Source organism: Streptomyces toyocaensis, from assembly GCF_000725125.1.
Classification (GTDB): Bacteria; Actinomycetota; Actinomycetes; order Streptomycetales; family Streptomycetaceae; genus Streptomyces; species Streptomyces toyocaensis.
The window spans coordinates 136,259-155,583 of record NZ_JFCB01000018.1 but is presented as its reverse complement, the minus strand read 5'-3'; the positions used below and the strand labels follow the sequence as shown (position 1 = coordinate 155,583).

The 19,325-nt window shown below is 69.8% G+C and carries 13 protein-coding genes, 3 tRNA genes and 1 pseudogene; 4 read left to right on the top strand and 13 right to left on the bottom strand.

Going from position 1 to position 19,325, the window contains the following annotated elements:
• Positions 1 to 164: 164 nt before the first annotated feature.
• Positions 165 to 863 carry a DUF5324 family protein gene (locus BU52_RS20305; RefSeq protein ID WP_037936356.1) on the top strand — a complete coding sequence of 233 codons (699 nt, stop codon included), beginning with the start codon at positions 165 to 167 and terminating at the stop codon, positions 861 to 863.
• A 122-nt stretch (positions 864 to 985) separates the two neighbouring features.
• Here the strand turns inward: BU52_RS20305 and BU52_RS20300 are convergent.
• Positions 986 to 1,058 (bottom strand) — tRNA-Ala (locus tag BU52_RS20300).
• 181 nt (positions 1,059 to 1,239) lie between these two features.
• On the opposite strand from BU52_RS20300, the gene BU52_RS20295 reads away from it, so the two are divergent.
• Entirely contained in the window at positions 1,240 to 1,788 is a 549-nt protein-coding gene (locus tag BU52_RS20295; RefSeq protein ID WP_037936355.1) for a helix-turn-helix domain-containing protein, read from the top strand.
• A 176-nt stretch (positions 1,789 to 1,964) separates the two neighbouring features.
• Positions 1,965 to 2,642: pseudogene (locus BU52_RS37170) on the top strand (serine/threonine-protein kinase); the annotation flags it as partial.
• Between the two features lie 1,040 nt (positions 2,643 to 3,682).
• On the opposite strand, the gene BU52_RS20285 reads toward BU52_RS37170, so the two are convergent.
• Complete coding sequence (locus BU52_RS20285; RefSeq protein WP_407702052.1) at positions 3,683 to 5,068, bottom strand: hypothetical protein; 1,386 nt, start codon at positions 5,066 to 5,068, stop codon at positions 3,683 to 3,685.
• Between the two features lie 99 nt (positions 5,069 to 5,167).
• Positions 5,168 to 5,296, bottom strand: coding sequence for a DLW-39 family protein (locus BU52_RS33845; protein WP_003999697.1), 129 nt, complete (start codon positions 5,294 to 5,296; stop codon positions 5,168 to 5,170).
• Positions 5,297 to 5,635: 339 nt separating this feature from the next.
• Between BU52_RS33845 and BU52_RS20280 the strand changes: the two genes are divergently transcribed.
• Positions 5,636 to 6,007, top strand: coding sequence for a DUF6344 domain-containing protein (locus BU52_RS20280; RefSeq protein WP_037936352.1), 372 nt, complete (start codon positions 5,636 to 5,638; stop codon positions 6,005 to 6,007).
• A 193-nt stretch (positions 6,008 to 6,200) separates the two neighbouring features.
• On the opposite strand, the gene BU52_RS20275 is transcribed toward BU52_RS20280, so the two are convergent.
• The 10 genes from BU52_RS20275 to dnaA all read right to left on the bottom strand — a co-directional run bounded on the left by BU52_RS20275 (position 6,201) and on the right by dnaA (position 19,168).
• A tRNA-Trp gene (locus BU52_RS20275) sits at positions 6,201 to 6,275 on the bottom strand.
• Between the two features lie 126 nt (positions 6,276 to 6,401).
• A tRNA-Ile gene (locus tag BU52_RS20270) sits at positions 6,402 to 6,478 on the bottom strand.
• 119 nt (positions 6,479 to 6,597) lie between these two features.
• Positions 6,598 to 7,341: a DUF3566 domain-containing protein gene (locus tag BU52_RS20265; protein ID WP_078903348.1), complete on the bottom strand. Its 744-nt coding sequence runs from the start codon at positions 7,339 to 7,341 to the stop codon at positions 6,598 to 6,600.
• Between the two features lie 18 nt (positions 7,342 to 7,359).
• A complete protein-coding gene (gene gyrA, locus BU52_RS20260; RefSeq protein WP_037936349.1) occupies positions 7,360 to 9,957 on the bottom strand; it encodes a DNA gyrase subunit A in 2,598 nt (865 codons plus the stop codon).
• A gap of 42 nt (positions 9,958 to 9,999) precedes the next feature.
• A complete protein-coding gene (gyrB, locus tag BU52_RS20255) occupies positions 10,000 to 12,060 on the bottom strand; it encodes a DNA topoisomerase (ATP-hydrolyzing) subunit B (protein WP_200881220.1) in 2,061 nt (686 codons plus the stop codon).
• A gap of 422 nt (positions 12,061 to 12,482) precedes the next feature.
• Positions 12,483 to 13,025, bottom strand: a complete 543-nt coding sequence (locus BU52_RS20250) for a DUF721 domain-containing protein (protein WP_037936342.1) — start codon at positions 13,023 to 13,025, stop codon at positions 12,483 to 12,485.
• Positions 13,022 to 14,143: a DNA replication/repair protein RecF gene (gene recF, locus BU52_RS20245; protein WP_037936339.1), complete on the bottom strand. Its 1,122-nt coding sequence runs from the start codon at positions 14,141 to 14,143 to the stop codon at positions 13,022 to 13,024. Before recF ends, BU52_RS20250 begins: the two co-directional genes overlap by 4 nt.
• A 71-nt stretch (positions 14,144 to 14,214) precedes the next feature.
• Positions 14,215 to 15,090, bottom strand: coding sequence for a phosphogluconate dehydrogenase (NAD(+)-dependent, decarboxylating) (gene gnd, locus BU52_RS20240; protein ID WP_037936338.1), 876 nt, complete (start codon positions 15,088 to 15,090; stop codon positions 14,215 to 14,217).
• Positions 15,091 to 15,231: 141 nt separating this feature from the next.
• Positions 15,232 to 16,362: a DNA polymerase III subunit beta gene (gene dnaN / locus BU52_RS20235; RefSeq protein ID WP_037936336.1), complete on the bottom strand. Its 1,131-nt coding sequence runs from the start codon at positions 16,360 to 16,362 to the stop codon at positions 15,232 to 15,234.
• A gap of 856 nt (positions 16,363 to 17,218) precedes the next feature.
• The gene (gene dnaA, locus BU52_RS20230) at positions 17,219 to 19,168 is read right to left on the bottom strand and encodes a chromosomal replication initiator protein DnaA (protein ID WP_078903347.1); all 1,950 of its coding nucleotides are present in this window, start codon (positions 19,166 to 19,168) and stop codon (positions 17,219 to 17,221) included.
• Positions 19,169 to 19,325: the final 157 nt, after the last annotated feature.

The following is a 19,325-nucleotide window of genomic DNA, read 5'->3' as shown; positions in this document are numbered from 1 at the left end:
TCCCCTTGACGAGGATCCGTCCTCTTTCGCACTCGATATCGCCATTGATCAACATCATCGGCACCCGTATGCCCGTCCGCGCATGCCCCGGAGCGAGTCGGCAGGCATGATCCGTAAAAGGGTGGAAAGTCGAAATACCGTACGCCACCGAGGAGGAGGAACCCGTGACCCGCATCGACAGCGTGCGCGCCGCGACCGGTTCGGCGAAGGACAGCGTGCTGCACGCCGCGGAAGTGGTGGCGCCCTACGCCGACACGGCCAAGGTCAGGGCCGCGCACTACGCACAGGAGGCCCGCGTACGGCTGGCGCCCAAGGTGACGCAGGCCGCCGGGCAAGCCCGCGTCCAGTACGGCGCCCATGTGCAGCCGTACCTGGAACAGGCCCGCACACATGTGCCGCCGAAGGTCGACAAGGCCGCCCAGCAAGCCGCAGTCCGCACCCGCATGGCCGCTCGGCAGGCGGCGGACTACTCCCGGCCGATGATCGAGCAGGCCGTGGCCGCCGCCGGGCCCGCGAGTCAGGAGGCAGCGGCCCGCAGTGCTGCCGCACTGGCGGCCCTGCGGGGCCAGGTGTCGGCCCAGCAGATCCAGAAGATCGTCCGCAAGCAGCAGCGGCGGGCGAGGGCCGGTCGTACCGCCAGGAAGGCCCTGCTCCTGGGCGTCGTGGCCGGCGGCGCCTTCGCCCTCTGGAAGTGGTGGGACAAGCAGACCAACCCGGACTGGCTGGTGGAGCCCCCGGCCGCGACGGACGTGTCGGACCCGGCCAAGCTGACGTCGGTGGACGGCAGCGACCTGAGCGCGCTCGACCCCGAGGTCGAGGCCAAGGAGGCCGCGGAGGACGCCGCCCGGCGCGACGAGCCCTGAGGCGCGACCACATCAACGGCGCGGTGGGGCAGAAGACTTGAGGGTCTTCTGCCCCACCGCGCCGTTTCACGTGAAACGAGACCCCTCCCACCGCGTTTCCGCACGTGAGAGGGGTCCAGGTGTGGAGCCTAGGGGAGTCGAACCCCTGACATCTGCCATGCAAAGACAGCGCTCTACCAACTGAGCTAAGGCCCCGGAAGGAAAGCGTCCACGGGGAAGTGCACATCCCGGTGGGCGCCCGGGACCAGAGTACCGGGTTCCCCCGGGGATTCCGCAAAAAGATTGGGGGTCCCCGTGACCGACCACTCTCCGTAAGATGCTCGGCGTGGTTCGCTCTAGCGAACCACGGTTCATGGGGAAGCGATGGGGAGACGCAATGGACGCCGCACAGCAGGAAGCCACCGCCAGAGCGCGGGAACTGCAGCGGAATTGGTACGGGGAGCCGCTGGGGACGCTCTTCCGTAGGCTCATAGACGACCTGGGTCTCAATCAGGCTCGTCTCGCGGGGGTACTGGGACTGTCCGCGCCGATGCTGTCGCAGCTGATGAGCGGCCAGCGGGCGAAGATCGGGAACCCCGCGGTCGTGCAGCGGGTACAGCTGCTGCAGGACCTGGCGGGGCAGGTCGCGGACGGCAGCGTCAGCGCGGCCGAGGCGACCGAGCGCATGGAGGAGATCAAGAAGTCCCAGGGGGGGTCGGTGCTCAGCAACACCACGCAGACGACGAGCAGTTCGGGAGCGCCCACGGTCAAGCGGGTGGTCCGCGAGATCCAGTCCCTGCTGCGCTCGGTGGCGGCCGCCGGCGACATCATCGAGGCCGCCGACACCCTCGCCCCCACCCACCCCGAACTGGCGGAGTTCCTGCGCGTCTATGGCGCCGGCCGGACCTCCGACGCGGTCACGCACTACCAGTCGCACCAGAACTGATCTCCCACCCGGCGGCCCGGAGGGGGCGGCTGCCGGGGACGCGCGGGAAGCCCGAGGGCGGGTGACCGGAAGGCACCGGACGCGCGGGAGAGACAGCAGGGGCGCGAGGGGAGTCGTATCGCTCGTCGTGGGGGAGTGGCTGGAGGACACCTCAGGGGGAGGAGCGACGCACAGCCATGGGAGAGGTCTTCGCCGGCCGGTACGAACTGGTCGATCCGATCGGACGCGGTGGTGTCGGTGCCGTCTGGCGCGCCTGGGACCACCGCCGCCGCCGTTATGTGGCCGCCAAGGTCCTGCTGCAGAGCGACGCCCACTCCCTCCTGCGCTTCGTCCGTGAGCAGGCGCTGCGCATCGACCACCCCCATGTCCTGGCTCCCACCAGCTGGGCCGCCGACGACGACAAGGTCCTGTTCACCATGGACCTGGTCACCGGCGGTTCCCTGGTCCACCTGGTGGGCGACTACGGCCCCCTGCCGCCGGCCTTCGTCTGCACCCTGCTCGACCAGCTGCTGGCGGGGCTCGCCGCGGTGCACGCGGAAGACGTCGTGCACCGCGACGTCAAGCCCGCGAACGTGCTCCTGGAGGCCACCGGCACGGGCAGGCCACGGCTGCGGCTGTCCGACTTCGGCATCGCGATGCGGCTGGGCGAACCCCGGCTGACGGAGACCAACCTGGTCGTGGGCACGCCGGGGTATCTCGCGCCGGAGCAGATGATGGGCTCCGAACCCGACTTCCGCTCCGACCTGTTCGCAGTGGGCCTGGTGGCTCTGTATCTGCTCGAGGGCGCCAAGCCGGACACCAAGGCGCTCATCCAGTACTTCGCCGACCACGGGACGCCGGGCGCGCCCCGGGGCATCCCCGAGCCGCTGTGGCAGGTCGTGGCCACGCTGCTCCAGCCGGATCCCCTGGCGCGGTTCCGCACGGCCACGGGGGCCCGCAAGGCGCTCGCCGCGGCCGCGGAGCTGCTGCCGGAACCCGGCCCCGACGACGAACTGATCGAGATCTTCGACCAGCTGGGGCCGCTCCCCCCTGGCTTCTCCTCTGACGGCCCGCTGAAACGAGCCTCGGGCGTGCGGCCGGGCGACGGGGGCGCTACGACCACGGAGGGACACGGTGGTTCGGGCGATTCCCTGCCCCGGTCCGGGCGGGCCGGCCCGGCGCCGGGCGTGGTCCCCGGGGCGACCGGGGAAGACGATGCGGCACCCTCCGCACCCGCCCGGAGCACGGACGCCACGGGCACCACCGGCGACCTGGCCGCCCCCGCGCCCGCCCGGCCGGTCACGGCAGCGGGCCACGGCGGTCCCGCCGGGTCCGGAAACGGCCCCGAGCCCGGACAGCTGGGTCCGGACCACGGCACAGGCAGCCCAGGGAGTGCCGTCCCCGGCGATCCGCGGCGGAGCGCAGGCTCCTCCGCGACGCCGCCCGGATCCCTTCCGCGGCCGACCGGCATGTCGGACACCGGCAGCTTCCCTCTCCCGCCGCCCCAGGCCACGGCCACCTCCTCCCCCGTCCCCTTCCCCGCCCCGCAGCACCCGGCACACGCCCCTCGGCCTCCGCAAGACCCGGAACAGCTCCCGGACGGCGCACAGCACCGGCACGCCGACGCCGCGCCGTACATCTCCCCCCACGACCCCACTCATCCGCTGCGCTCCCCCCTGCCACGGCCGTCCGCGCCTCCCGACGCCTCTACTGCCGAATACACCGCCCAAGGCCCGCGGGTTCCGCCTCCGGGCGGGCCGACGTCGCGGCACGGCGCAACCGCCCCTCGCTCCCATCGCCGACGCAGCCGTCGGCCCGGTCCCCCGGCGAGGGTGACCGTCCCCGTCCTGCTGCTGGCCCTGGCCTGTTACGCCGTGGGGTTCTGGGCCCTCACCCGCATCTGAGCCACCGCGGCCTACGGAAGGGCCCGCCGCCGAGCCACCAGGGTCCAGACACCGAGCCCCGCCAGCAGCGCGCTCCCGGTACCGATGCCACCGACCGCCAGCGCCCGGTACGCGGTGTCGCCTCCCGCCGCCCCGCCCCCGTCGGCCGACTCCCGGTCCTCCCCCGTGACCGTGAAGACACCCGACGGCACGGAACTCCCCGCGTACCCGGGTCCCTCCTGTGCGGCACCGCTCAGCCGCACCCGCAGGGTCAGCGGCACGGGAGCGTCGCCGAAGTCGTCCGCCACCTCTGCCGACAGGTGCGCGACGAGGTAGTACGAACCGGCGAACCGCACCGACGCGACCTGCCGGCCGGGGGCGTGACGGTTGACGTACGCCACCGGCGGCAGGGGTGCCAGGCTCTTCGACTTCTGACCGCCGTCGTAGCCGACGCCCAGGTCCTCGACGCGGCCGCGGGCGGGGTTGTACAGGTCCAGGTCCAGCGCGGCCGCGACGAAGCCGCGGCCCGCCGCTCCCGCGCTGCCCAGTTCGGCGGTGGTGTGGAGTTGCTGCCCCCAGTCGACGGGGACCTTGTAGAAGAGGGTCTGGCCGGGGCGTATGTCATCCCGCCACGCTCCCTCGCCGAGGGGGGTGGCCGCGGCGAACCCCCCACCGCCCGGGCGCCGTTCCGGCTCCCCCGTGACGGGGCGAGGCGGGGCGGAGTTCCACTCCTCGGGCGCGCGCGTCGGACCGGGTTCCTCGAGCTCCGGCTCCGACACCGCGGTGAGCTCGATCTCCCAGGGGCCGGGGGAGGATCCCCTCCCGTCCGGGTCGGCGCGTTCGACGGTCAGGTAATAGGTACCGGCGTCCTTGCACAGTGACCTCCTGGGGGAGATCTCCCGCACGGCCCACGCGGCCACCGGATGCGGGCTGCCGCCGGCGCCGAAACTCGCCGTGTCCGTGTCGCAGGAACGGCCGTCACCGTCCTGCACGGACACCTTGAGGCCGTCGATGACGGAGCCGTCGCGGCCGGCCGGGGGAGCCGCGGTGGCGGAGGCGTAGAGGGTGCTGGTGCCGTCGAGTTCCAGGCGGTAGTAGGTGGTGCCGGCCGCCGGCAGGGTGCTCCGGTAGGTCCGGCCCGGCACCAGTTCCACGGCGTCAGCGGTGGTCGCCGCCCCCTCGATCCTCCGCGCGTCCTCGGCGAAGGCGTAGTTCCCGGCCGTTCCGGCAGGTCCGGCGGCCGCGGCCGCCGTCTGTCCGGGCAGGACGCCTCCCAGCCCCAGCACGACCGCCACGCCCACGCATCCCGCGACCGGTCGCCGACGGGCCCGGGATCCCGCCCGCCCCCGCGCCGTACACGCCCATCCCCTCACGCGCCACCCCTCGTCGCTGCCCGGACGTCGCACCGTGCCGCCCATCCTGCCCCGTGGACGACGCCGGTCCACAAGGCCCCCGTCACACACAAAAACCCCGACCGCGAGGGCGGCCGGGGTCTGTTCAGCGTCGGATATCGGGGCTCACGAACCCGTGGGCACGGAGTCAGTCGCCTCCGTCCACAGGTCCTGCTCGGCGCGATCCGCCTGGATCTGGCGGTACACGAGGAGCCCGCCGATGGCGGCCAGTGCGACCAGGAGAAGCTTCTTCACCGCGCGACCTCGTCTTTCGTTGACGTTGGGGACCTCTGGCGCCCGACTATACACACCGGTCGATACCGATCGGTGACCTGCGTCGACTCCTCGAACTGCCCCTGTCTCCGGCGCAGTAGAAGCGAAGTACGGCGACCCGACCGGAGAGTGATCACGCCTCCACGGAAGGTCACTTTGACGCCATGCCTCCCGTCTCCCCACCTTTTCAGCCCTCATGCCCCCATCCGAGTGGTGTTCATCTGAACATCCACGCGCCACGGGCGTCGGTCCACCACTTCGCGACCCTCATACACATCATGAGGAAAGTACGCAAATCGCCCAACCCGAAAGTGAGGGGCCATGGCCCGGAACAAGGTCATGAAGCTGTGGAACGCCGTCGTCACCGCCTTCCTCGCGCTGTGCACGGCGCTCGGACTCATCACCACGACCGCCTCGGCGGCCGTACCGCAGACCGAGCAGGCGCGCAACAGCGACAGCGCACCCAGGACGACGTCACCGGCGACGCCCCTCTGGTCCTGGTCACTGATCAAGGCCCTGCCCCCCACGATGAAACAACGCATCCACGCCGAGGCCCACGGCAAGTCCCCGAGCTGCCGGCACCGCCCCCTGTCGGACACGACGGCGGAGTCCGACTCCGCGGACTGCTCCGACGACACGACCTCCTCCCGGCCGGAACCCGCCGTCACCGGACGCATCCCGCTCCAGCGCTGACCGCCGGCCGCTCCCGAGACCTCCTCGTGCCGTCGCTGCTTCCCGGAGTCCTGGCGAACTTGCGTACAGCACCACGGCACGACGAAGACTCCCCGCACCGGCAAGGCCCCCGTCGCATTCGGCGGGGGCCTTCGCGCTGCCGCCCGCCCCCGCGCCCTTCGAGCCGCGGCTCGCATCAGGGTCGTTCAGGCGGGCGGGACGACCGGATTCGAACCGGCGTCCTCGCGGTTCTGGAGACCGCTCGCGTCGACCACTGCGCTACGTCCCGCCCTTGGCCGCGATCGTAACGGCTGACGAACCTGCCGGGGCGAGCTCCTGAGAGATCCACTCACCGGCTGATGTCAGCCATGGACGTCAAAGACCCCCAGCCGGTACCGACTGGGGGTCTTCTCGCTGGTGGGGCTAACAGGATTTGAACCTGTGGCCTCATCCTTATCAGGGATGCGCTCTAACCAACTGAGCTATAGCCCCGCCGCGCTCTGCGGTGTGTCCCGCGCGCTGACTCCTGAAGATTAGCGCACGACCGGGGCAGTCCCAAAATCGGTTGTCGGGCACCCCCCGGAGCGGGCGGGGAAAGCGCGGTGAGCAGGTCACTCGTCCTCGGCCAGCGTCAGCTCGACGCCGCCCACGAAGCCCGCGGAGAGGTTGTAGATGAACGCGCCCAGCGTGGCCAGGGCCGTCGCCAGGACGACGTCGATGACCGCGATGATCGTCGTGAACATCACGACGTTGGGCAGCGACAGGAACGACTGGAGGTCGAAGCCGTTCGAGTCGGTGGACCCCGTTGCCTCGGCGATCGTGCCGCCGACCGACGAGAACACGCCCATCGCGTCCATGACCATCCACAGCACCACGGACGCGACGATCGTGCAGATGCCGAGCGCGATGGAGAGCAGGAAGCTGACCTTCATCACCGACCACGGGTCGGCCTTCGCCACGCGCAGGCGTGCCTTGCGCACGCGCGGGGTGGTGCGCGCCCCCGTGCGCGGGCGCCGTACCGCGCCGGTCTGGCCGGCCGCCGTACCCGCCTGAGCCGGGTAGGCCTGCGGCGGGTGATACGGGCCCGCCTGGTGCTGCGGCTGCCGTTCTCCCGGCAGCGGTGAGGCCGTCTGAGCGGCGGCGCCCTCCGGCGCGGCCTGCTGCGGGCCTCGGGTGTCTCTCACAGTTCCCCCCTGGGATCCCTGCCTGTCGGACGAGGAGGCGTCCTTGGCGGGCGGCTTGATCGCTTTGAGATTGGTCGTGTGCGGATCCGCCGCCCGCGCGGCGGAGCCACGGCCACCGCCGTCCGTTCCCCTACTGGTACCGGCCGGTCCGGCGCCCGTGGCTCCGCTCACGCTGACTCACTCCTCGTGCTACTCGGCCGAGGGCGCCTCACCCTCGTCCGTACCGGTGGTCGCGTCCCCGTCGGTGGTCTCGTCCACGGCCACGTCGCCGTCGACTTCCTCCGCCTCGCGCCCCGCCTCGGCGTTACGAGCGATACCGACCACGGCATCGCGCTTGCCCAGATTGATCAGTTGGACGCCCATGGTGTCACGGCCGGTTTCCCTGATCTCGTTGACTCGCGTACGAATCACACCGCCAGACAGCGTGATGGCGAGGATCTCGTCGGTCTCCTCGACCACCAGCGCGCCGACGAGTGAACCGCGGTCCTCGACGATCTTGGCGGCCTTGATGCCCAGGCCGCCGCGTCCCTGGACGCGGTACTCGTCGACAACGGTCCGCTTCGCGTACCCGCCGTCTGTGGCAGTGAACACGAACGTACCGGGTCGAACAACATTCATCGAGAGCAGCTCGTCCCCCTCGCGGAAACTCATGCCCTTGACACCCGAGGTCGCACGGCCCATGGGACGCAGTGTGTCGTCCGTCGCCGTGAACCTGATCGACTGCGCCTTCCTGCTGATCAGCAGGAGATCGTCGTCGGCCGAGACCAGTTCGGCACCGATCAGCTCGTCGTCGGTACCGTCCTCCCGCTCCCGCAGGTTGATCGCGATCACACCGCCCGAGCGCGGCGAGTCGTAGTCCTTCAGCGGCGTCTTCTTCACCAGGCCGGCCTTGGTGGCCAGGACCAGGTAGGGCACCGCCTCGTAGTCGCGGATGGCGCGGATCTGGGCGATCGTCTCGTCGGGCTGGAAGGCCAGCAGGTTCGCCACGTGCTGCCCGCGCGCGTCCCGCCCGGCGTCGGGGAGCTCGTACGCCTTCACCCGGTACACGCGGCCCTTGTTGGTGAAGAACAGCAGCCAGTGGTGGGTGGTCGACACGAAGAAGTGGTTGACGATGTCGTCTTCCTTGAGCTTCGTGCCGCGTACGCCCTTGCCGCCGCGCTTCTGGGCCCGGTAGTCGTCGGTCTTGGTGCGCTTGATGTAACCCCCGCGCGTGACCGTGACGACGATGTCCTCCTCGGCGATCAGGTCCTCGATGGACATGTCGCCCTCGTAGGGGATCAGCTTCGTCTTGCGGTCGTCGCCGAACTTCTCCACGATCGCCGCGAGTTCCTGGCTGACGATCCCGCGCTGGCGGACCGGGGAGGCGAGGATCTCGTTGTACTCGTTGATCTTCGCCTGGAGTTCGTCGTGCTCCTGGACGATCTTCTGGCGCTCCAGGGCGGCGAGCCGGCGCAGCTGCATCTCGAGGATGGCGTTGGCCTGGATCTCGTCGATCCTCAGGAGCTCCATCAGGCCCCCGCGCGCGATCTCGACGGTGTCACTGCGCCGGATCAGCGCGATGACGTCGTCGATGGCGTCCAGGGCCTTCAGCAGGCCGCGCAGGATGTGTGCCCGCTCCTCGGCCTTGCGCAGCCGGAAGCGCGTACGGCGGACGATGACCTCGATCTGGTGCGTCACCCAGTGCCGGATGAACGCGTCCAGGGACAGCGTGCGCGGCACGCCGTCGACCAGGGCCAGCATGTTGGCGCCGAAGTTGGTCTGCAGGTCGGTGTGCTTGTACAGGTTGTTCAGCACGACCTTGGCGACCGCGTCCCGCTTGAGCACGATGACCAGGCGCTGGCCGGTGCGCGAGGACGTCTCGTCGCGCACGTCGGCGATGCCGCCGATCTTGCCGTCCTTCACCAGGTCGGCGATCTTCTGCGCCAGGTTGTCGGGGTTGGTCTGGTAGGGCAGCTCCGTGACCACCAGGCACTGGCGGTTCTGGATCTCCTCGACCTCGACCACCGCGCGCATGGTGATCGAGCCGCGGCCCGTGCGGTACGCCTCCTCGATGCCCCTGCGGCCGACCACGAGGGCGCCGGTCGGGAAGTCGGGGCCCTTGATGCGCTCGATGAGGGCGTCCAGCAGCTCCTCGTGCGAGGCCTCGGGGTTCTCCAGGTACCACTGGGCTCCGGCGGCGACCTCGCGCAGGTTGTGCGGCGGGATGTTGGTCGCCATGCCGACCGCGATACCGGCCGAGCCGTTGATCAGCAGGTTCGGGAAGCGGGCCGGAAGGACGGTCGGCTCCTGGGAGCGGCCGTCGTAGTTGTCCGTGAAGTCGACGGTCTCCTCGTCGATGTCACGGACCATCTCCATCGACAGCGGCGCCATCTTGCACTCGGTGTAGCGCATCGCCGCCGCCGGGTCGTTGCCCGGGGAGCCGAAGTTGCCGTTGGAGTCCACCAGCGGCATCCGCATCGACCACGGCTGCGCGAGACGGACCAGCGCGTCGTAGATCGATGAGTCGCCGTGCGGGTGGTAGTTGCCCATGACGTCGCCGACGACGCGGGCGCACTTGTAGAAGCCGCGCTCGGGGCGGTAGCCGCCGTCGTACATGGCGTACAGCACCCGGCGGTGGACGGGCTTGAGGCCGTCACGGACGTCCGGCAGCGCTCGCGACACGATGACGGACATCGCGTAGTCGAGGTAGGAACGCTGCATCTCCGTCTCGAGCCCGACGGGCTCCACGCGCATTCCGGTCGTGTCCGGGTCTTCCAGGGGCGTGACGGGAGTGTTCTCGTCGGTCATTGCTGGTGAAGGTCCTTCCTGGTGCGGTCAGCTGAGACCGACTCAGATGTCGAGGAAGCGGACGTCCTTGGCGTTGCGCTGGATGAACGCGCGGCGGGCCTCGACGTCCTCACCCATCAGAACCGAGAACAGGTCGTCGGCCTGGGCGGCGTCGTCCAGGGTGACCTGTCCGAGGACGCGGTGCTCCTGGTCCATCGTGGTGATGCGCAGTTCCTCGGCGTTCATCTCGCCGAGGCCCTTGAAGCGCTGCACGGAGTCCTCACGGATGCGCTTGCCGGCGTTGCGGCCCAGCTCGATCAACGCGTCGCGCTCGCGGTCGGAGTACGCGTACTCGAAATCGTCCTTGCCCCACTTGATCTTGTAGAGCGGCGGGCGGGAGAGGAACACGTGCCCGGCCTCGACCAGCGGACGCATGAAGCGGAACAGGAACGTCAGCAGCAGGGTGTTGATGTGCTGGCCGTCGACGTCGGCGTCCGCCATCAGGATGATCTTGTGATAGCGGAGCTTCTCGATGTCGAAGTCCTCGTGCACACCGGTGCCGAACGCGGAGATCATCGCCTGGATCTCCTGGTTCTGCAGGATCCGGTCGATGCGCGCCTTCTCGACGTTGAGGATCTTGCCGCGGATCGGGAGGATCGCCTGGTACTGCGGATTCCGGCCGGACTTGGCCGAGCCGCCGGCGGAGTCACCCTCGACGATGAAGATCTCGCACTTGGTGGGGTCGTTCGACTGGCAGTCGGACAGCTTGCCCGGCAGGGACGCCGACTCCAGCAGGCCCTTGCGGCGGGTCAGGTCGCGCGCCTTGCGGGCCGCCACCCGCGCGGTGGCCGCCGCGATGCCCTTGCGGATGATGTCCGCGGCCTCGTTGGGGTTGCGGTCCAGCCAGTCGTTGAGGTGCTCGTAGACGACCTTCTGGACGAAGGTCTTCACCTCGGTGTTGCCCAGCTTGGTCTTGGTCTGGCCCTCGAACTGCGGCTCGCTCAGCTTGACCGAGATGATCGCGGTCAGACCCTCGCGGATGTCGTCACCCGTGAGGTTGTCGTCCTTTTCGCGCAGCAGCTTCTTGTCGCGCGCGTACTTGTTGATGAGCGAGGTGAGCGCCGCACGGAAGCCCTCTTCGTGCGTACCGCCCTCGTGGGTGTGGATGATGTTGGCGAAGGAGTACACGCCCTCGGTGTAGCCGCCGTTCCACTGCATCGCGACCTCGAGGGACAGGTGCCTGTCCTTGTCCTCGGCCTCGAGGTCGATCACGGTGGGGTGCACCACCTCTCCCTTGCGGGAGTTGAGGTACTTCACGAAGTCGACGATGCCGCCCTCGTAGTGGTACGAGACGGCCTTGACCTCGTGCTTCTCGTCCTCGCCCGCCTCGTCCGCACCGGCGGTGGCCTTCGCCGACTCACGCTCGTCGGTGAGGTTGATCCTGAGACCCTTGTTGAGGAACGCCATCTCCTGGAAACGCCGCGAGAGCGTCTCGAAGGAGTAGTCGGTGGTCTCGAAGATGTCGCCGTCGGCCCAGAAGGTGACCGACGTCCCGGTCTCCTCGGTGGCCTCGTGCCTGGCGAGGGGCGCGGTGGGGACACCCAGCTTGTAGTCCTGCGTCCAGCGGTGACCGTCGGTCCTGACCTCGACGGCGACGCGCGTCGACAGCGCGTTGACCACGGAGACGCCCACGCCGTGCAGACCGCCGGAGACCGCGTAGCCGCCGCCGCCGAACTTGCCGCCCGCGTGCAGCACGGTCAGGACGACCTCGACGGCGGGCTTGCCCTCGGAGGGGACGATGCCCACCGGGATGCCTCGGCCGTTGTCGACGACGCGGACGCCGCCGTCCGCCAGGATCGTGACGTCGATGGTGTCCGCATGGCCGGCCAGCGCCTCGTCGACCGAGTTGTCGACGACCTCCTGCACCAGGTGGTGCAGTCCCCGCTCGCCGGTCGACCCGATGTACATACCGGGTCGCTTGCGGACCGCGTCCAGGCCCTCGAGGACGGTGATGGCGCTCGCGTCGTACGACGCGGCGCCCTCGCCGGTCGAGGGGCTCGCCGCGTCGGTGACGCCGGTGTCGGTGGACGGGATGTTCTCGTTGGGGTTGCCGGAATCGGCCACGAAGCGCCCTTTCTGGCACAGCACGAGCCGGGCTCGTCGGCAGGTTGCCGGAGCGGCTGCGGCATGTTGCGTTGGTAAGCCTTGATCAGCGTTGCTCAGCTTTTCCCGGGCGGTCCCCACGATCGGGGCGGGATTGTCTTCTATTCTACCGGTAGCGCTGACATCGATGGGGGTTTGCGGGCACCTGAGTCCGCATGTGCCGCCCTCAACCGGTCTTGTCCGACTCCCGATATGCGGATGGGGGCTCCAGGAGCCCCACGAGGGCACTCAGCGCTTCCGGCCGTCAACCCTTGGCTACTTAGGAGTCAGGTAGTGCGGCGCCACCGCCCGGGCTGGCGCGGGCGGTGGCGCGAACACGGTGCCGGGAAGCCCTGATGTGATGTCAGTCACGTGTGCCCGGAGGGGCGGAAAACGCCCTCCGGTCACCCGTACGTGTCACCCGGTCCGGTGCTTCCCGGGGCGCGCAGGGGCCCGAAGCGACGGGCGGGACCGGTGGGGCCGACGACCTTGATCAGCCGCACCGTGCCGTGGCCCAGGTCCTCGTTCAGACGCGCCACCAGGGTCGGCGCGAGCAGCCGCAGATTCGTCGCCCAGGCCGTGGAGTCGCAGCGGACGACCAGTACGCGCTCGTCCTCGTCGTACCGCTCCGGCTCGCAGTGCTTGGCCACGTCCTCGCCGACGATCTCCGGCCAGCGGCCCATCACTCCGCCCACCGCGGCCGGAGCCTCCCAGCCGCGCTCGGTGAGCAGCCGGTTGATCGCGGCGCCGAGTGCCATCGGATCGCGCCGGTCGGCGCGCGCGCCCGAGCGCAGCCCGACGCGACGCGCCTGCTTCTTCTGCTGCGCCGCGTCCCCACGCGCGCGTGCCGCCTCCCTGGCCGCGCGGAGCGCCACGCGGGCCAGGTCGACACCGGAGGGTTCGGGTGCCCCGCCGGGGCCGCCCGCGGGTGTGCCCTGCCGGCTCATACGCGCTCCACCATCCCCTCGGCCACGGCGAAACGCGTACCCGTCAGCACATGAGGTACGTCGTCGTCGACGGCCGCGGTCACCAGGACCTGCTCACCGGGCGCGACCAGCTCTGCCAGCCGCTCCCGGCGGCGCGTGTCCAGCTCGGCGAAGACGTCGTCGAGCACGAGCACCGGTTCGTTGCCCTCGGCGCGCAGCAGGTCGTACGAGGCCAGGCGGAGCGCCAGTGCGTAGGACCAGGACTCGCCGTGCGAGGCGTACCCCTTGGCGGGCAGCTGACCCAGCTTGAGGAGCAGGTCGTCACGGTGCGGGCCGACCAGGGTGACGCCCCGCTCGATCTCCTGCTTGCGGGCCTCTGCGAGCGCGGACATCAGCTGCTCGGACAGGTCCTCGCGCGTATGGGCCTCGCCGGGCGCGGACGGTCTGTACTCCAGGGCGACCGGTCCGCCGCCGGGCGCGAGCTGCTCGTAGGCCTTGTCGGCCAGCGGCTGGAGCGCGGCGATCAGGTCCAGACGCCGGGCCAGGAGTTCGGCGCCCGCGCGGGCGAGGTGCTGGTCCCAGACGTCGAGCGTGGACAGGTCCAGGGTGCGCCCGCCGTGCCGGCGGGCCAGCGCGGCGGACTTCAGCAGGGTGTTGCGCTGCTTGAGCACCCGGTCGTAGTCGGAGCGGACACCGGCCATGCGCGGCGAACGCGCGGTGATCAGCTCGTCCAGGAAACGGCGCCGCTCACCGGGATCGCCCTTGACCAGGGACAGGTCCTCGGGCGCGAACAGCACGGTCCGTACGATCCCCAGCACGTCCCGGGGCCTGACCTGCGAGGACCTGTTGATGCGGGCACGGTTGGCGCGGCCCGGGTTGAGCTCCAGCTCGACCAGCTGCTGCCGCTCGCCCTGACGCACCTGGGCCCGGATGATCGCGCGGTCGGCGCCCATGCGGACGAGCGGGGCATCGGAGGAGACCCGGTGGCTGCCGAGGGTGGCCAGATAGCCGACCGCCTCGACGAGGTTCGTCTTGCCCTGTCCGTTGGGGCCGACGAAGGCCGTCACCCCCGGGTCGAGCGGGACCTCGACCCGGGGGTAGGACCGGAAGTCGGCCAGCGACAGATGCGTGACGTGCATGGCGTTTCGCCGACCTCCCCCGGCGTTGTGGACCGCCGGGCGGTCCTGTGGATACGTGCGGGCCCTGTGGACTACTTCTTCTCGACCGCGTGGCCGCCGAACTGGTTGCGCAGCGCCGCGATCATCTTCATCTGCGGCGAGTCCTCCTGACGGGAGGCGAACCGCGCGAACAGCGAGGCCGTGATCGCCGGCAGCGGGACCGCGTGGTCGATCGCTGCCTCCACAGTCCAGCGTCCCTCACCGGAGTCCTGTGCATAACCCCGGAGCCCGTCCAGATGCTCGTCCTCGTCGAGGGCGTCGACCGCGAGGTCCAGCAGCCAGGAACGGATCACGGTGCCCTGCTGCCAGGAGCGGAACACCTCCCGGACGTCGGTCACCGAGTCGACCTTCTCGAGCAGCTCCCAGCCCTCGGCGTAGGCCTGCATCATGGCGTACTCGATGCCGTTGTGGACCATCTTCGCGAAGTGCCCCGCGCCGACCTTGCCGGCGTGCACCGAGCCGAAGTCACCCTCAGGCTTGAGGGCGTCGAATATCGGCTGCACCTTGGCGACGTCGTCCTCGTCGCCGCCGTACATCAGCGCGTAGCCGTTCTCCAGGCCCCAGACGCCGCCGGAGACACCGCAGTCCACGAAGCCTATGCCCTTGGCCGCCAGCTCCCCGGCGTGCTTCTCGTCGTCCGTCCAGCGGGAGTTGCCGCCGTCCACCACGACGTCACCCGGCTCGAGCAGCCCGGCGAGCTCGTCGATCGTGGACTGGGTCGGCCCACCGGCCGGGACCATCACCCACACCACACGCGGGCCGCTGAGCTTGCCCACAAGCTCCCGCAGGCTGTGGACATCGGCGAGGTCCGGGTTGCGGTCGTATCCGTGGACGGTGTGGCCGGCGCGGCGGATCCGCTCGCGCATGTTGCCGCCCATCTTGCCGAGGCCGACGAGACCGAGCTCCATCAGTTGTGTTCCTTAGGTATGCGACGTGGCGTGACGGCACTTACGTACCGGCGTCCGAGCCTAAACCCGGACGCTCGCGCACATCTGTGGGCATACGCGCTCATGCGCACGCCCTCACCTGCGGCTTTCGGACGCGGGCCGTCAGCCGCTGAGCCGCACGGGCATGATCAGGTACTTGTAGGCCTCGTCCGCCTCGGCGTCCACCGCCGGGCGGCCGCTGAGCAGCGCCGGCTTGGTGGACGTGGTGAACGACAGCTGGGCCACCGGGGAGTCGATGGCGCTCAGGCCGTCCAGCAGGAACGTCGGGTTGAAGGCGATCGAGATGTCGTCGCCCTCCAGCTGGGCGTCGACCCTTTCCACAGCCTGTGCGTCGTCGCTGGAACCTGCCTCCAGGATGAGCACACCCTGCTCGAAGCTCAGCCGCACCGGGGTGTTGCGTTCGGCGACCAGGGCCACGCGCTTGACGGCCTCCACGAAGGGAGCGGTCTCGATCACGGCGACGCTGTTGAACTCGGTCGGGAACAGCGTGCGGTACTTCGGCAGGTCGCCCTCCAGCAGCCGCGTGGTGGTACGGCGGCCGGCGCCCTCGAAGCCGATCAGGCCCTCCCCCGCACCGGAGCCGGACAGCGCAAGGATGACCTGGTCACCACTGGTCAGCGCCTTGGCGGTGTCCAGGAGCGTCTTGGCGGGCACCAGGGCGACCGCGGAGGCGTCCGGGTTCTCCGGCTTCCACAGGAACTCCCGGACCGCGAAGCGGTAGCGGTCGGTGGAGGCGAGCGTGACGGTGTCGCCCTCGATCTCGATGCGCACACCCGTGAGGACGGGCAGCGTGTCGTCACGGCCGGCAGCGATGGCGACCTGCTGCACGGCGGAGGCGAACACCTCGCCCGGGACCGTGCCCGTGGCGTTGGGCATCTGCGGCAGGGCCGGGTACTCCTCCACAGGCAGTGTGTGGAGGGTGAACCGCGAGGAGCCGCAGACCACCGTCGCCCGTACACCGTCTGTGGAAATCTCCACCGGCCGGTTGGGGAGGGCGCGGGAGATGTCGGCCAGCAGCCGGCCGGAGACCAGGACCGTGCCCTCCTCCTCGACCTCCGCCTCCACCGACACCCGCGCGGAGACCTCGTAGTCGAAGCTGGACAGGCTCAGCTGGCCGTTCTCGGCCTTGAGCAGCAGGCCGGCGAGGACAGGGGCCGGCGGACGGGCCGGGAGGCTGCGCGCCGCCCAGGCCACTGCCTCCGCGAGTACGTCGCGTTCCACCCGGATCTTCACTGTTGCCGCCTCCTGCTGTTGCCGGCGCTTCTCGCCCTGCCTGGCTTCGTCGTCTGACTCGGTGTCGACGGCCCCTGAGAGGGGAAGGACACCGGGGACCAGTCTGACGCACCGCACTGACAGTAGGTGCCCCTCGGGGTCAAGTCGTGACGAGTGGCAGCCGGGGCCGGGACAGCGAGTTGTGCACAGCACCCCCTTCGAAACGAATTCCTCGCTCTCTCTAGTCGGGAGTAGTAGTAGGGCCTGTGGATACCGTGGATAACCTTGTTTTCCCAGCTCAGAGCGGCTTTTTTGTCCACGGGTCCTGTGGGCGGAGCCAGTGGACAACCAGGCCTGTCTGTGGAGAACAGAAAGTTCTGCACACACCGTGCACAGGCAGGGGCAGGTTCTCCCCAGCTCCGTCCCCAGCTTTGGAGGTCTTTCCCACAGCCCTCTCCGGCAGCCTGATGTGACGCCTTTCACTCGCCCCGGTGAGGGAGCGCGTCACGTTGCCGAACAGTGGACAGGCATGTGGAGAAGCGGGTGATCGCTGGGGACAACCGGCCCTGACCTGTGGGTTGCCCGTGGACAACTCGGTGCACAGGCTGTGGACCGCTCCTCTGTCCACAGCCTGTGGAGATCATTCGTCCACGAATCCACAGGCGCCTGACCTGGGTGAACGGCTTCTCACCCGCATGAGCTGTGGACAAGATCGGGACAACTTCCCGGTCCCCAGCATGTGGACGGAAAAAAGTCGCCGAATCTGTGGAGGGAGACCGTAACCCGGCCGCAAATCGAACAGCGAGGAACGCCCGGGGTACGAGGAAGGGCGCCTCCGGATCCCTCCGGAGGCGCCCTCGTCCGTCGTGCGGGGCCGTCAGCCGGCCTTGATGCGGTTGGTGAGCTCCGTGACCTGGTTGTAGATGGAGCGCCGCTCGGCCATCAGATTGCGGATCTTACGGTCGGCGTGCATCACCGTCGTGTGATCGCGCCCGCCGAACAGCGCGCCGATCTTCGGCAGCGACAGGTCCGTCAGCTCCCGGCACAGGTACATGGCGATCTGCCGGGCGGTCACCAGCGCGCGACCGCGCGAGGTGCCGCACAGGTCCTCGACCGTGAGCCCGAAGTAGTCGGCGGTCGCGCCCATGATGGCCGTCGACGTGATCTCCGGGGCGGAGTCGTCGCCCCCGGGCATCAGGTCCTTCAGCACGATCTCCGTCAGCCCCAGGTCCACCGGCTGCCGGTTGAGCGAGGCGAACGCCGTGACCCGGATCAGCGCGCCCTCCAGCTCACGGATGTTCCGCGAGATCCGGGAGGCGATGAACTCCAGTACCTCCGGCGGGGCGTTCAGCTGTTCCTGCACCGCCTTCTTGCGCAGGATCGCGATGCGCGTCTCCAGTTCCGGCGGCTGGACGTCCGTGATCAGCCCCCACTCGAAACGGTTACGGAGCCGGTCCTCCAGGGTGACCAGCTGCTTGGGCGGCCGGTCGCTGGACAGCACGATCTGCTTGTTGGCGTTGTGGAGCGTGTTGAAGGTGTGGAAGAACTCCTCCTGCGTCGACTCCTTGTCCGCAAGGAACTGGATGTCGTCGACGAGGAGGATGTCCATCTCGCGGTAGCGCTTGCGGAAACTGTCGCCCTTGCCGTCGCGGATGGAGTTGATGAACTCGTTGGTGAACTCCTCCGAGCTCACGTATCGCACGCGCGTGCCCGGATAGAGGCTCCGTGCGTAGTGCCCGATCGCGTGCAGCAGGTGCGTCTTGCCGAGCCCGGACTCCCCGTAGATGAAGAGAGGGTTGTAGGCCTTCGCCGGCGCCTCCGCGACGGCGACCGCGGCCGCGTGCGCGAAGCGGTTGGACGCGCCGATGACGAACGTGTCGAACAGGTACTTGGGGTTCAGCCGCGCGGTGGGCTCACCGGGACCGGCCGCAGGCGCCGGCTGCGCGGCGAGCGGTCCGGGCGCCCCGGTGGTGGGCAGGTTCGGGCCCACGGGGCCGCCGCGGTGGACGTGTCCCGAACCGGAGGGCGGGTCGGGCAGTTCGCGTCGCCGGGCGTCGCGCTGGTCGTAGTCGCCGCGCGACGTGTCGTAGTCGGAGCGCTGCTGTTCGTAGGAGGGCCGGTCCATCGGCTGCGGGCGGTAGTCCTGCGCGGACGGACCGCCGTAGGCGTCCTGTGAGCCGTACCCGTCCTGTGCGCCGTAGGCGTCCTGCGACGGCGAGGCGTACGGATCCCGCTCCGGGAAGCCGAGGCGCTGCTGCTGCCAGCCGTAGTCCTCTTGCGACGGACGCGGCCAGGAGCCGGGCTCCGGGCGCTGGTACTCCGACGGATAGGCGGGACGGGCGGTCGGCAGCTGGTCGCCCGACGGTCCGCGCTGCTGGTCGCCCCGGCGGCGGCCGTAGGCGTCGTACCCCTCGTACGGCTCGCGTTCCTGCCGGTCCGGCCTCTCGCGGTGCTCCGGGGAACGCTCGGGGCGTTCCTGCCGTACGGCGGGGAGCTCCGGCTCCTCGTAGCGTGGCTGCGGGCGGGGCGCCGGCGGGGCGGGTGGTTCCCCGGCGGTTTCGTCGACGGTGATCGCGATCCGGATGGGGCGGCCGCACTCGCGGCTCAGGCTCTCGCTCACGACCGGGGCCAGGCGGCCCTCCAGTACCCCCTTCGCGAACTCGTTCGGTACCGCGAGCAACGCGGTGTCGGCGACCAGGGCCAGCGGCTGGCAGCGCCGGATCCAGTGTTCGTCCTTGCCCTCCACCCCCTGTCCGCGGCCCTCACCGAGTAGCTGCTCGAGTACGCGTGGCCACACTGCGGCAAGATCGGCAGGTACGTCAGCCACAGGGCACGCTCTCTCACAGGTCCCTCGATCGTGTGAATGCGAGGGACGGGTCGGGATGTAAATGGGGTGGTGGAGGGTCAACGGAACGAATCGGAGTCCGGCCACGGTAGTCAGCGCGGCCGGTACGGTTCAAGTTGTTGTCCCCAGGCTGTGGACA